Annotated in this window: 13 protein-coding genes; 10 read left to right on the top strand and 3 right to left on the bottom strand. The window is 70.7% G+C overall.

Going from position 1 to position 12,320, the window contains the following annotated elements; genetic code table 11:
- Positions 1 to 8: 8 nt before the first annotated feature.
- The 5 genes from dnaJ (at position 9) to J7E88_RS22975 (ending at position 4,146) form a co-directional block, all read left to right on the top strand.
- A complete protein-coding gene (gene dnaJ / locus J7E88_RS22995; RefSeq protein ID WP_215184044.1) occupies positions 9 to 1,187 on the top strand; it encodes a molecular chaperone DnaJ in 1,179 nt (392 codons plus the stop codon).
- A gap of 1 nt (position 1,188) precedes the next feature.
- Entirely contained in the window at positions 1,189 to 1,659 is a 471-nt protein-coding gene (locus J7E88_RS22990; RefSeq protein WP_215184042.1) for a heat shock protein transcriptional repressor HspR, read from the top strand.
- A gap of 522 nt (positions 1,660 to 2,181) precedes the next feature.
- Positions 2,182 to 2,694, top strand: coding sequence for a hypothetical protein (locus J7E88_RS22985; RefSeq protein ID WP_215184040.1), 513 nt, complete (start codon positions 2,182 to 2,184; stop codon positions 2,692 to 2,694).
- Positions 2,695 to 2,743: 49 nt separating this feature from the next.
- Positions 2,744 to 3,007, top strand: a complete 264-nt coding sequence (locus J7E88_RS22980; RefSeq protein ID WP_215184139.1) for a serine hydrolase — start codon at positions 2,744 to 2,746, stop codon at positions 3,005 to 3,007.
- Between the two features lie 155 nt (positions 3,008 to 3,162).
- Entirely contained in the window at positions 3,163 to 4,146 is a 984-nt protein-coding gene (locus tag J7E88_RS22975) for a helix-turn-helix transcriptional regulator (protein WP_215184038.1), read from the top strand.
- A gap of 110 nt (positions 4,147 to 4,256) precedes the next feature.
- On the opposite strand, the gene J7E88_RS22970 is transcribed toward J7E88_RS22975, so the two are convergent.
- Positions 4,257 to 5,261, bottom strand: a complete 1,005-nt coding sequence (locus J7E88_RS22970) for a helix-turn-helix transcriptional regulator (RefSeq protein ID WP_215184036.1) — start codon at positions 5,259 to 5,261, stop codon at positions 4,257 to 4,259.
- A gap of 154 nt (positions 5,262 to 5,415) precedes the next feature.
- On the opposite strand from J7E88_RS22970, the gene J7E88_RS22965 reads away from it, so the two are divergent.
- Together J7E88_RS22965 and J7E88_RS22960 are read left to right on the top strand one after the other, a co-directional pair.
- Positions 5,416 to 5,580 (top strand): hypothetical protein, encoded by a 165-nt coding sequence (locus tag J7E88_RS22965; protein WP_215184034.1) that lies wholly within the window; start codon positions 5,416 to 5,418, stop codon positions 5,578 to 5,580.
- Complete coding sequence (locus J7E88_RS22960; protein ID WP_177149720.1) at positions 5,577 to 5,894, top strand: (2Fe-2S)-binding protein; 318 nt, start codon at positions 5,577 to 5,579, stop codon at positions 5,892 to 5,894. Before J7E88_RS22965 ends, J7E88_RS22960 begins: the two co-directional genes overlap by 4 nt.
- 175 nt (positions 5,895 to 6,069) lie before the next feature.
- On the opposite strand, the gene J7E88_RS22955 is transcribed toward J7E88_RS22960, so the two are convergent.
- Positions 6,070 to 6,483, bottom strand: a complete 414-nt coding sequence (locus J7E88_RS22955) for a pyridoxamine 5'-phosphate oxidase family protein (RefSeq protein WP_215184032.1) — start codon at positions 6,481 to 6,483, stop codon at positions 6,070 to 6,072.
- A gap of 120 nt (positions 6,484 to 6,603) precedes the next feature.
- On the opposite strand from J7E88_RS22955, the gene clpB reads away from it, so the two are divergent.
- Positions 6,604 to 9,189, top strand: coding sequence for an ATP-dependent chaperone ClpB (gene clpB, locus J7E88_RS22950; RefSeq protein ID WP_215184030.1), 2,586 nt, complete (start codon positions 6,604 to 6,606; stop codon positions 9,187 to 9,189).
- A 785-nt stretch (positions 9,190 to 9,974) separates the two neighbouring features.
- On the top strand, positions 9,975 to 10,520 hold the full coding sequence (locus J7E88_RS22945) for a YbjN domain-containing protein (protein ID WP_215184028.1): 546 nt from the start codon (positions 9,975 to 9,977) through the stop codon (positions 10,518 to 10,520).
- Positions 10,521 to 10,586: 66 nt separating this feature from the next.
- Here J7E88_RS22945 and J7E88_RS22940 read toward each other — a convergent pair whose 3' ends face one another.
- The gene (locus tag J7E88_RS22940; protein WP_374196309.1) at positions 10,587 to 11,774 is read right to left on the bottom strand and encodes a pyridoxal phosphate-dependent aminotransferase; all 1,188 of its coding nucleotides are present in this window, start codon (positions 11,772 to 11,774) and stop codon (positions 10,587 to 10,589) included.
- Positions 11,775 to 12,000: 226 nt separating this feature from the next.
- On the opposite strand from J7E88_RS22940, the gene J7E88_RS22935 reads away from it, so the two are divergent.
- Entirely contained in the window at positions 12,001 to 12,240 is a 240-nt protein-coding gene (locus J7E88_RS22935) for a hypothetical protein (protein WP_215184024.1), read from the top strand.
- The last annotated feature ends 80 nt before the right edge of the window (positions 12,241 to 12,320 follow it).

Raw genomic sequence — 12,320 nt, 5'->3', positions numbered from 1 at the left:
GGACGTCGATGAGCACGAAGGACTTCGTCGAGAAGGACTACTACAAGGTTCTCGGCGTCCCCAAGGACGCCACCGAGGCCGAGATCAAGAAGGCGTACCGGAAGCTCGCCCGCGAGAACCACCCGGACGCCAACAAGGGGGACGTCAAGGCCGAGGAGCGCTTCAAGGAGATCTCCGAGGCCAACGACATCCTCGGTGACCCCAAGCGGCGCAAGGAGTACGACGAGGCCCGCGCGCTGTTCGGCAACGGCGGCTTCCGGCCAGGTCCCGGCGCCGGCGGCACCTTCAACTTCGACCTGGGCGACCTCTTCGGAGGTGCCCCGGGCGGGGGCCAGGGCGGTGCCGGCGGTTTCGGCGGCGGCCTCGGGGACGTGTTCGGCGGCCTGTTCAACCGAGGCGCCGGCCCGGGCACCCGCACCCAGCCGCGCCGCGGCCAGGACATCGAGTCCGAGGTGACGCTCAGCTTCACCGAGGCCGTCGACGGGGCCACGGTCCCGCTGCGGATGTCCAGCCAGGCGCCCTGCAAGGCCTGTTCGGGCACCGGCGACAAGAACGGCACGCCCCGCGTGTGCCCGACCTGCGTCGGCACCGGCCAGGTCTCGCGCGGCGGGAGCGGGTCGTTCTCGCTGACCGACCCGTGCGTGGACTGCAAGGGCCGCGGCCTGATCGCCGAGACGCCCTGCGAGGTGTGCAAGGGCAGCGGGCGTGCCCGCTCCTCGCGCACCATGCAGGTGCGCATCCCGGCCGGCGTGTCCGACGGCCAGCGCATCCGGCTGCGCGGCAAGGGCGCGCCGGGCGAGCGCGGCGGACCGGCCGGTGACCTGTATGTCGTCGTCCATGTCGACGCGCACCCGGTCTTCGGCCGCAAGGACGACAACCTCACCGTCACCGTGCCCGTCACCTACGCGGAGGCGGCCCTCGGCGGCGAGGTGAAGGTGCCCACCCTCGGTGGGCCCGCGGTCACGCTGAAGCTGCCCGCAGGCACGCCGAACGGCCGGACGATGCGTGCCCGCGGCAAGGGCGCGGTCCGCAAGGACGGCACCCGCGGGGACCTGCTGGTCACCATCGAGGTGGCCGTGCCGCCCGAGCTCAGCGACAAGGCGAAGGAAGCGCTGGAGGCATACCGCGAAGCCACCGCGGACGAGGACCCGCGGGCCGAGCTGTTCCAGGCCGCGAAGGGAGCATGACATGGAGGGCCGTCCGGGACGCAGTCGCAGCCCCTATGAACTGACCGACGAGTCGCCTGTGTACGTCATCTCGGTGGCCGCTCAGCTGTCGGGCCTGCACCCGCAGACCCTGCGGCAGTACGACCGCCTGGGACTCGTCTCGCCCGACCGCACGGCCGGACGGGGCCGGCGCTACTCGGCCCGCGACATCGAACTGCTGCGTACCGTCCAGCAGTTGTCGCAGGACGAGGGCATCAACCTCGCCGGGATCAAGCGCATCATCGAACTGGAGAACCAGGTCGCGGCGCTCCAGGCCCGGGTCGCCGAGCTGTCGGCGGCCGTGGAGGGCGCGGCGGCGGCGATGCAGCAGCGTGAGGCGCAGGTGCACGCCTCCTACCGGCGTGACCTCGTGCCGTACCAGGATGTGCAGCAGACGAGCGCGCTGGTGGTGTGGCGTCCCAAGCGGCACGACCAGGGCGGCAGATCGTCCTGAAGCCTTGTGCGAGAAGGGCCGGAGAGCACATGCTCTCCGGCCCTTCTCCGTATGCCGGTACGCCCATATGCCCTTGTGCCCGTCGGGGGCGTGCCGGGCGGGGCAAGGGGGCGCGGCAGGAAGGTGCCGGGCCCGGTGCAGGAAGCTGACATGAGTGCCCGCCTGATGCTGCTGTTCCGGTGGCATTGTCCTCCTCGTCGGTGACAACCCGGAGGCCGAGGGGGAAGCAACCGAACGCGCAGTCCCGGCGTCCTTCGGTTCGCGAGCGCTGACCATGGTGGCCTGCGACCTGATCTTCCCGAGCCGGCCGCTCGCCGCGGGAATCCGGCTGGCGGACCGGGTCCGGCCGCGCGTCGGATCCCTGGCGGGGCAGCGGGCCGGATGGCCGAAACAGCCCGCCGTTCCGGCGGCGTGGACGGCCTCTGCCGGGAATGCAGGCTGATCGTCCGGGCGCAGGCGGCCGTGCCGCCCGCCCCGGGCCGTCATACACCGGGTCGCAATACCCATGAGGGGGAGTCAACTGTGGCGATGGTCGGACTGTTCTGGATCACCGCGGATGCGGTGTACGTGGGTGCCCCGCCCGGCACCGAGGGCCGTGGGGTGCGGCTGACCGGGCAGGGCGTGGAAGCCGTTTGGGCCGACGGAGCCGACGGAGCCGACGGGGCCAGGACCTGGACCTGGGCGGAGCTGCGCGCGGCGACCGTCGAGGGCGCCCCCGTGCGCAGCGCGTCCCGCCGCCGGTTGTCGCTGGCGGTGGAGACGGTGCTCACCGCGGCGCTGGGCGGCGCCGGCGAACCGCCGCAGATGATCCTGCGACTCGAAACCCCTGAAGGCGCCGAGGAGTTGAGCGTCCACTCGGCCGCCGCCGGGGCCTATGTCGAGGAGGAGTTCGCCCTCTCCCAGGATCTGCTGGCCCGGTTCGTCGACGGCACCGCCTCCCCGCTGACCCTCGCGGAATGGGGCAGGGACGGCGACGGCACGACGCCGAAGCCCCCGACGCGCCAGACGCTGCTCAGGGAGTGGGCCGGCACATGAGGCAGTTGCTGCGCCCCGCGCCGGGGCGCGCGATCACCGGCACCGGCCCCTGCGCGCCGAGCACGGCCACGACCCGGACTCGTACGTCGAGATCGGCTCGTTCACCAAGGCCCTCACCGGCACGCTGCTCGCGCGCCTTGCGACGGCAGGCCGGATCGATCCCGACGACCATCTGATCAGGTGGCTTCCGGCCGTTCCCGTCAGATCGGACATCACCCTGCGGCAGTTGGGCGTCTTCATGCAGTGCAACAACACGACGGTGGTGGCTGCGCCGCGGCCGCGAGAGAGTCGACGGCGAGGCGGCCGGGCCTGATGGGCTCCGACCTCCATGCGGGCCGTGGCCGTACGACCCCCCCTCGTACGGCCGCGGCTGTCACCGTCTTTCGGACCGCTGCACCCGCCACCGCGCTCGTAGGATCGCCTGTTGGACTTTGGCGGTGGTTCAAGTGGCGGGCCGGGGGGACGGGGATGACTCATCACACGCATGATCTGGCGGAGCTGTGTGAGGCGGGCGACTCGGCCTACGGGGAGGCGCTGCGCCGCGGCCGCGTGCGGCGCGGGGAGGTGGCGGACGCGCCGTGCCTGATCGACCTGGGCCTGCTGCACCCGGACCCGGACGACATGGAATCGCTGGTGCCCACATCGCCGTCGGTGGCCCTGCACACGGCGCTGCGGGACATCGAGGCGGAGATCCATGAGTCGCGGGCGCGGGAGGCGAGGATCGCCCGCGTACTCGAGGGCTTCAGTTCACCGGAGCGCGGTGACCGGATCTCTTCCATTGGCGGGGTCGTCGTGCTGGAAGGTCTCCCGCGCATCAACGCCGCGATCGACCGGGCGCTGCACGCCTGCCGCACGGAACTCCTGTGCGTCCAGCCCGGCGCGCGCAGCGAGGCCATCCTTCGCGAGGCACTGCCCAAGCACCTGCGGCTGCGGGACAGGGGCGTACGGATGCGCAGCCTGTACGGGCGCGCCTCGCTGCACAGTCCGGCGCTGAAGGGTTTCCTCCACCAGGTCGGTGACGCGCTGGAGGTGCGCAGTCTGAGCGACCTGCCGCAGCGCATGTTCATCATGGACCACGACGTGGCCTTCATCCCCGCCGACCGGGACGGCTTCTCGGCGGCGCTGGAACTGCGCCAGCCGGCCCTGGTCGAGTATCTGGTCTCCGTCTTCGAGCGGTTGTGGCACCAGGCCCTGCAGACGTCAGGGGCCACACCGTCCTCTGCCACGGCGGAAGGTGTGACCGAGCGGCAGACGGCCATCGCGCGGCTGCTCGCCGAGGGACACGCCGACGAGGTTGTGGCGCGACGGCTCGGCATCAGCGTGCGCACCTGCCGCAAACATGTCGCGCAACTGTCCGCGGTCTTCGGCAGCACGAACCGTGTCCAGTTAGGGGTGCGCATCGCTCGCTCGGGTCTGCTCGACGCTCCGGGGCCCGGGGGCCGATTGAGGTGACTGCGGGGCGCCGTCATGGGCTCCGGTTGCTGAACTGCAGCAAGATGACGGTGGTCCCGGCGCACTGCCGCAGGCATCCTCGGACAACAGGTCCGGTACGGAGGGGGTGGTCAGTCGTGGTCGCCGCCGCGCAGGCACTCCGCTTCCAGGATGCCGGACTTCGCGATGAGGAAGCCGAGTTGGGCGCGGCTTCCGCTGCCGAGCGCGGCGGCGAGCTTGGCGATGTGGGCGCGGCAGGTGCGGACGTTCATCCCGAGGCGGCGGGCGATGGCCTCGTCGACGTGGCCCTCGATCAGGAGCCTGGCGATGGAGCGCTGGACGCCCGAGATGCCGTCCGGAGTCGGGTCGTACGGAACCTCCTCCACCAAGGGCACGGCGCGCCGCCACAGTTGCTCGAAGACCTTGATGAGGTACTCGACCAGTCCTGGGTGCCGCAACTCCAGGGCCACGCGGCGGTCGTCCCGTGCGGGGATGAACGCCACCGTGCGGTCGAACACGATGAGACGCTCGATGAGTTCCTCGAGGGTGCGGATCTCCACCTTGCCGGCGGATATGCGCTCGACGTAGGCGAGAGTGCCCTGGCTGTACCTGACGGTGTGCTGGTACAGCGTGCGGATGCTGACGCCGCGGTCGATCAGCGGACGGTCACGCTCCAGAGCCTGGGTCAGGACGTGTGCGCTGCGCCCCCCGCCGGGCTGGATCGTCAGCATTTCCGTGCGGCACTCCGCCGTGGCGAGATTGAGCGCGGCGTTGATCCGGTCGAAGCCTTCCAGCACGGTGATGGCGTGGGTGCTCGCCGGGTTCTGGGCGCTGATGGCCATGAACGGTTCGAACGCGTCGGTCAGTTCGATGGACAGCCGCCTGCGGTCCAGGATCTCCCGCTCGATGGGGTGCAGCCTTTGCGCCAACGCGACGGACGGGGGGACGGGACGGAGCCAGGTCGCGTCGTCGGGATCAGGGTGCAACAGGGCGAATTCCAGGAGGCAGGGTGCGGCTTCCGCGTCGGATCTGCTGATCCGCCCGGTGCTCAGAGCACTGACGTAGAGCCGTGCTCCTTCTTCGCACAGATCGGTGACCGCATGGGGATGTGTCTGTTTTTTAATGTTCTGCGGCAAATCTCCACCCCCCAGGGTCCTGTACGTACAGGAACATGATGCATCGCCCCTGTGGCATTGACATGCCTGAATGAGCCATCGTCTTGTGATGCGGGGGAGAAGAAACCATCAAGTGAGGACGAAGCCGACTATGCGCGAAAGAATGCTTCGCTCGGTGCTTGCCGCTGTCTTCTCTGCGATCGTGGCGTTCGGCGCCGCGGGTGCCACGGGGTTCGATCCGGCCGACTTCCCGGCGGACAGCGGTTGGGACAACGTGCAGGCCGTCACCGGACCGCCGGACAGCGGCTGGGACGTCCCGCCCGCGAAGGCGGACGCATGACCATACCCCCGGACGACAGGGTCTTCCGACGGGAGATGGCGACGGCATATCGCTCCGGGTGGCACTTCATCGACCTCGTCACGGCAATCCCCCACCGTGGCGACTCGTTGATGGTCACCCTGTTCGGAGAGCCCATCGTCGTCGCCCGTGAAGAGGACGAGGACGTCCGCGCCTACCGATGCCTTCGACGGCCGCGCGGAGCCCCGCAGCCGGTCCGCTGTGCCATCCGGTACGGCATGATCTTCGTCAACCTCGACGCGCGTGATCATCAGCTCGTCGAACCAGACACCACCGCCACCCCCCGCAGTGCCTGAGCGATTCCCCCGTCGTTTCAAATCGCTCGGGCGCTTCCCCCACACAGCGGCGCCATCGTGGACCTGAAACACGATGGCGCCGTTGTGCTGCCCGGAGACGTTTCGGCCGGGCCGGCGGGCCCGCGTCCCGCTCGGGCCGCCCACGGGCCACCCGCCGGGCCGCCCGCGCCGGGCGTCAGGCCCGGCCCATCGCCCGGGTCAGCGCGATCTCGATGACCACCCGGTCCGGATTGGGCGACGGCGTGCGCCCGTACCGCTCCGCGTAGCGGCTCACCGCGTCGGCGACGACATCCGGCTCCGTGCGGATCGTCGCGACGCCCTCCAGCGTCGCCCAGCGGCCCTTGTCCACCTGGCACACCGCGGCCGGTGCTCCCTCCGGGCCCGCGGCCAGGACATTGGCGACCTTGCGGCTGTGCTTGTTCGTGATCACCCGGGCCATGCCGCGCGTTCCGCCCTCGGGGTCGTACGTCACGCCCACCGCGACGACGTGCGGGGTGCCGTCCGGGCGCGGGGTCGTCAGGGTGCACATGTGGTACTCGCGCCAGAAGCTGAGATACGAGACGTCGGGGTTCCGGGGATCGATGGCCATGGGGCGGAACCTACCTTCGTGGCCTGTTCGTCGACACCATGAGTGGAATAGACTCAACTTTGTGAAGGTTGACGGAGTCAGTGTTGGGCAGAGCCCATCAGCAAGGAGGAAAGAGGGCACGTGGACGCCGAGCTGACCAACAAGAGCCGTGACGCGATCAACGCGGCGAGCAACCGGGCCGTGCAGGACGGGCACGCCGATCTGACCGCGGCGCACCTGCTGCTCGCGCTCCTCGCGGGCCAGGAAAACGAGAACATCACCGATCTGCTGGCCGCGGTCGACGCCGACCAGGCCGCCGTCCGGTCCGGGGCCGAGCGCCTCCTCGCGTCGCTGCCCAGCGTCACCGGCTCCACCGTCGCGCCGCCGCAGCCCAACCGCGAGCTGCTGGCGGTCATCGCCGACGCCTCCCAGCGGGCCAAGGAGCTCGGCGACGACTATGTCTCCACCGAGCACCTCCTCATCGGCATCGCCGCCAGGGGCGGGCAGGCCGGTGAGGTGCTGGCCGGGCAGGGTGCCACGGACAGGAAGCTGCTGGACGCGTTCGAGAAGGCAAGAGGAGGGCGCCGGGTGACCACACCCGACCCCGAGGGTCAGTACAAGGCGCTGGAGAAGTTCGGCACGGACTTCACCGCGGCCGCCCGTGAGGGCAAGCTCGACCCGGTCATCGGCCGGGACCAGGAGATCCGCCGCGTCGTGCAGGTGCTCTCGCGGCGCACCAAGAACAACCCCGTGCTCATCGGCGAGCCGGGCGTCGGCAAGACCGCCGTCGTCGAGGGCCTCGCCCAGCGCATCGTCAAGGGTGACGTGCCCGAGTCGCTGCGCAACAAGCGGCTCGTCGCGCTCGACCTCGGCGCGATGGTGGCGGGCGCCAAGTACCGCGGCGAGTTCGAGGAGCGGCTGAAGACCGTCCTGTCCGAGATCAAGGCGAGCGACGGGCAGATCATCACGTTCATCGACGAGCTGCACACGGTCGTCGGCGCGGGCGCCGGCGGTGACTCGTCGATGGACGCGGGCAACATGCTCAAGCCCATGCTGGCCCGCGGCGAGCTGCGCATGGTCGGCGCCACCACCCTGGACGAGTACCGCGAGCGGATCGAGAAGGACGCGGCGCTGGAGCGGCGCTTCCAGCAGGTGCTGGTCGCCGAGCCGACGGTCGAGGACACCATCGCGATCCTGCGCGGGCTCAAGGGCCGCTACGAGGCCCACCACAAGGTGCAGATCAACGACTCCGCGCTGGTCGCCGCGGCCACTCTCTCCGACCGGTACATCACCTCCCGCTTCCTGCCGGACAAGGCCATCGACCTCGTGGACGAGGCCGCCTCCCGGTTGCGGATGGAGATCGACTCCTCGCCCGTGGAGATCGACGAACTGCAGCGCGCCGTCGACCGGTTGCGCATGGAGGAGCTCGCGCTCAAGAACGAGTCCGACCCCGCCTCCGTGCAGCGCCTGGAGAAGCTGCGCCGCGACCTCGCGGACCGGGAGGAGGAGCTGCGCGGGCTGACCGCACGCTGGGAGAAGGAGAAGCAGGGCCTCAACCGCGTCGGTGAGCTCAAGGAGCGGCTGGACGACCTGCGCGGCCAGGCCGAGCGCGCCCAGCGCGACGGTGACTTCGACACCGCCTCCAAGCTGCTCTACGGGGAGATCCCGGCCCTGGAGCGCGATCTGGAGGCCGCGTCCGAGGCCGAGGAGGAGGCGTCCAAGGACACCATGGTCAAGGAGGAGGTCGGCCCCGACGACATCGCGGACGTGGTCGGCTCCTGGACCGGCATCCCGGCCGGCCGCCTGCTGGAGGGCGAGACGCAGAAGCTGCTGCGCATGGAGCAGGAGCTGGGGCGGCGGCTGATCGGCCAGAGCGAGGCGGTGCAGGCCGTGGCCGACGCGGTACGGCGTACACGCGCGGGGATCGCCGACCCGGACCGGCCGACGGGCTCGTTCCTCTTCCTCGGCCCGACCGGTGTGGGCAAGACCGAGCTGGCGAAGGCGCTCGCCGACTTCCTCTTCGACGACGAGCGGGCGATGGTCCGTATCGACATGTCGGAGTACGGCGAGAAGCACAGCGTCGCCCGCCTGGTCGGCGCGCCCCCCGGCTACGTCGGCTACGAGGAGGGCGGCCAGCTCACCGAGGCCGTGCGGCGCCGCCCGTACAGCGTGGTGCTGTTGGACGAGGTGGAGAAGGCCCACCCCGAGGTCTTCGACATCCTGCTCCAGGTCCTCGACGACGGGCGGCTCACCGACGGGCAGGGCCGGACGGTGGACTTCCGCAACACCATCCTGATCCTGACGTCCAACCTGGGCAGCCAGTACCTCGTCGAGCCGCTGACCGGCGCCGAGGAGAAGAAGCAACAGGTGCTGGAGCTGGTGCGGGCCACCTTCAAGCCCGAGTTCCTCAATCGCCTCGACGACCTGGTGGTCTTCTCGGCGCTGTCGAAGGACGAGCTGGCGCACATCGCCCGGCTCCAGATCGACCGGCTGGCCCGCCGTCTCGCCGAGCGCAGGCTCACCCTGGACGTCACCCCGGCGGCGCTGGAATGGCTCGCGAACGAGGGCTACGACCCCGCGTACGGCGCCCGGCCGCTGCGCAGGCTGGTCCAGACGGCGATCGGCGACCGCCTCGCCAAGGAGATCCTCGCGGGCGAGATCAAGGACGGCGACACGGTCCGCGTGGACCGTTTCGAGGACGGCCTGCTGGTGGGCGCGGCGCGGTAGGGGGCGGGGCGGGTCCCGCCGTACGGGGCGCTTTCCCTGCCTCGCCATTCCCGACTGGGGTTTCGCCCGAGGTGCCGTGGACGGCCTGACGCCGGGGAGGTACCCCCGGTCCGGGGCGTCGGCCCCGGCCCTCCACTGCTTGGCGGCCGTGGAGGGCCATCCCGATCCGGGGTTTCGCCCGCGGTGCCGTGGACGCTTTGGCGGCCGTGGGAGGTATCCCTTCACCCCCTCCCCGTCTGGGGTTTCGCCCCCGGGCCGCGGACGGCCTGGCGGCCGTGGGCGTGAGGTCCGCGGCGGAACGTGAGGGGTGCCTCCGTTCCGATACCTGGGCTTAGCCCGCAGGCCCTGGGCGCCCTGACGGTCGTGGGAGGCCCATCGCGATCTGGGGCGTCGCCCCCGGGCCCCGGACTGTCCGGGCGGCCGTGGGAGTGGGGTCCGCGGGCGAAGCCGGGGGGGTCCCCTCATACCCAGACCGGGGCAAGCCGGGGGGTACGGGGGTGTCGTCAAGCCCCTCCTGGGCTTCGCCCGGGGCCCTTCCGGCGGTGTTCCGGGGCTCCTTCCGGGCTCCCCGGGGAGAGCCCCGTACGGCTTGATCGCGCGCAGCGAAATCCAGCCCCGCCGGGGAAACTCCCACAGCCGCCCGGCCGTAGGGGGAAATCGAGGCGAGGTGGTTCGGGGGAATCCCCGAGTCGGATCAGCTCGCAGCGGATCGGGCGCGGCGGGGCTTGCCAGGGGCGGGCGGGGATGGGAGAGGATGGCGGCATCCGTACGAAGGGAAATACACGGTGACCATCGATCCGTCCTCGATTCCGAATTTCGGGGGCCAGCCCCAGCCCCAGGCCGCAGGACCGGCGGGCCCCGTCGTTCCCGACCAGGACCTGGTCAAGCAGCTGCTCGAGCAGATGGAGCTGAAGTACGTCGTCGACGACGAGGGCGACCTCGCGGCGCCGTGGGAGGAATTCCGCACGTACTTCATGTTCCGCGGCGAGAACGAGCAGCAGGTCTTCTCGGTGCGGACCTTCTACGACCGTCCGCACCAGGTCGAAGACCGGGCCAAGCTCCTCGACCTCATCGACGACTGGAACCGCCGCACCCTGTGGCCGAAGGTCTATACGCACCTGCACGAGGACGAGGAGACGAAGGAGCAGTCCCTCCGCCTCATCGGTGAGGCGCAGATGCTGATCGGCACCGGCGTCAGCCTGGAGCACTTCGTGTCGTCCACGGTCAGCTGGGTGCGCGCGTCGATCGAGTTCGACCGCTTCGTCGTGGACCAGTTCGGTCTGGAGAAGGCCGAGGACGGGTCCGACGAGAAGCCGGCCGACGAGTCCTGACACGTCGCACACGCAAGGGCCCGGCGGGAGACCTCCCGCCGGGCCCTTGCGCTTGCGTGGCCGCTCTCAGGCGGCCAGGGATTTGAGCCGGGCCACCGCGTCGTCGAGGACTTCCGTCCGCTTGCAGAACGCGAACCGCACGAACGGGGCACCCTGCTCGCGGTGGTCGTAGAAGACCGCGTTCGGGATGGCGACCACACCGCACCGCTCGGGCAGCGACCGGCAGAACGCGAAGCCGTCCGATACCCCCAGCGGCCGGATGTCGGTCGTCACGAAGTACGTGCCGGCCGGGCGGTACACCGTGAAGCCGGCGGCCGCGAGTCCCGCGCACAGCAGGTCCCGCTTGGCGCGCAGATCGGCGCGCACGTCCTCGAAGTACGCGTCCGGAAGCCGCAGCGCCTCCGCGACCGCGTACTGGAAGGGGCCCGCCGACACGTACGTCAGGAACTGCTTCGCCGAGCGGACCGCGCTCACCAGCTCAGGCGCCGCCGTCACCCAGCCGACCTTCCAGCCGGTGAACGAGAATGTCTTTCCCGCACTGGAGATCGTGACCGTGCGCTCACGCATCCCTGGGAACGACGCGAGCGGCACATGCTCGCCGTCGAAGACCAGGTGCTCGTAGACCTCGTCGGTGACCACCAGCAGATCGCGCTCGACGGCGAGCGCGGCGATCGCCGCGAGTTCGTCCCGGCCGAGGACCGTGCCGGTCGGGTTGTGCGGGGTGTTGAGCAGGATGAGCCGCGTGCGGACGGTGACGGCGTCGCGCAGCTCGTCGAGGTCGAGGCGGTAGGCCCCGTCGTGCGGGCGCAGTGTCACCGGCACCCTTGCCCCGCCCGCCATGGCGATGCACGCGGCGTACGAGTCGTAGTACGGCTCCAGGGCGATCACCTCGTCGCCCGGCTCGACCAGGGCGAGCAGCGCGGCCGCGATCGCCTCGGTCGCGCCCGCGGTGACCAGGACCTCCGTGTCCGGGTCGTGGACCAGGCCGTAGCGGCGGAGCTGGTGCTCCGCGACCGCAGTGCGAAGCTCGGGCACGCCGGGGCCGGGCGGGTACTGGTTGCCGCGCCCGTCGCGCAGCGCCCGCACCGCCGCCTCCCTGACCTCCTCGGGACCGTCGGTGTCGGGGAAGCCCTGGCCCAGGTTGATCGACCCGGTCCGCGCCGCCAGGGCGGACATCTCGGCGAAGATCGTCGTGCCGAACTCGGCCAGCCTGCGGTTGAGCAGCGGTCGTGATCCCGCTTCGCGTCCTGTCATGGGCGCCATCCTGGGCCGAACCTCTGGACTTGCTCAAGTCTGCTTTGGGTCCGTGAGGGCGGGGGCACATCCCTGTCACGCAGATGAACGCCACCGGAAAGACCACGGTGAGCGTCACAACGCCACAGGAAAGACCACGGGGAAGCGGTCGCGCAGCGTCGCGGGGGACTCTCCCCCAGAGCCTTCGGCCTGGGAGGTACCCCCATCGGGGGAAGGAGAAGGGGCGGTGGAAGTGATGGCGGTATTCGGTGCAGTGATCATCGTGGCGATCGTCGGTCTCGCGCTGGTGATGTCCGGCAGGAGGTCGGCGAAGGGCGGCAGCGGCAGTCGGCACCGGAGCGGCGGCAGCAACGGCAGTTCGGGCAGCTGGTGGACGGCCGGTGACGGCGGCAGCTCCTCGTCGTGCGGGGGCGGCTCGTCCTCGTGCGGCGGTGGCGGTGGCGGTGGATGTGGCGGAGGCAGCTGACACGGGGCAGCTGGTCCGCGACCGGTGAAGGTGCCCGGCGGGTGAACTCCCGCCGGGTGCCTTCAGGTTGGTGCCGCCGT

Origin of the sequence: Streptomyces sp. ISL-10 (assembly GCF_018614575.1) — a bacterium.
Lineage (GTDB): Bacteria > Actinomycetota > Actinomycetes > Streptomycetales > Streptomycetaceae > Streptomyces.
This window is presented reverse-complemented; position numbering and strand designations above follow the sequence as displayed.

Coding starts and splice junctions, on each gene's coding strand:
- dnaJ (WP_215184044.1), top strand. CDS start 9: ATGAGCACGAAGGACTTCGTCGAGAAGGACTACTACAAGGTTCTCGGC.
- J7E88_RS22990 (WP_215184042.1), top strand. CDS start 1,189: ATGGAGGGCCGTCCGGGACGCAGTCGCAGCCCCTATGAACTGACCGAC.
- J7E88_RS22975 (WP_215184038.1), top strand. CDS start 3,163: ATGACTCATCACACGCATGATCTGGCGGAGCTGTGTGAGGCGGGCGAC.
- J7E88_RS22960 (WP_177149720.1), top strand. CDS start 5,577: ATGACCATACCCCCGGACGACAGGGTCTTCCGACGGGAGATGGCGACG.
- J7E88_RS22955 (WP_215184032.1), bottom strand. CDS start 6,483: ATGGCCATCGATCCCCGGAACCCCGACGTCTCGTATCTCAGCTTCTGG.
- J7E88_RS22940 (WP_374196309.1), bottom strand. CDS start 11,774: ATGACAGGACGCGAAGCGGGATCACGACCGCTGCTCAACCGCAGGCTG.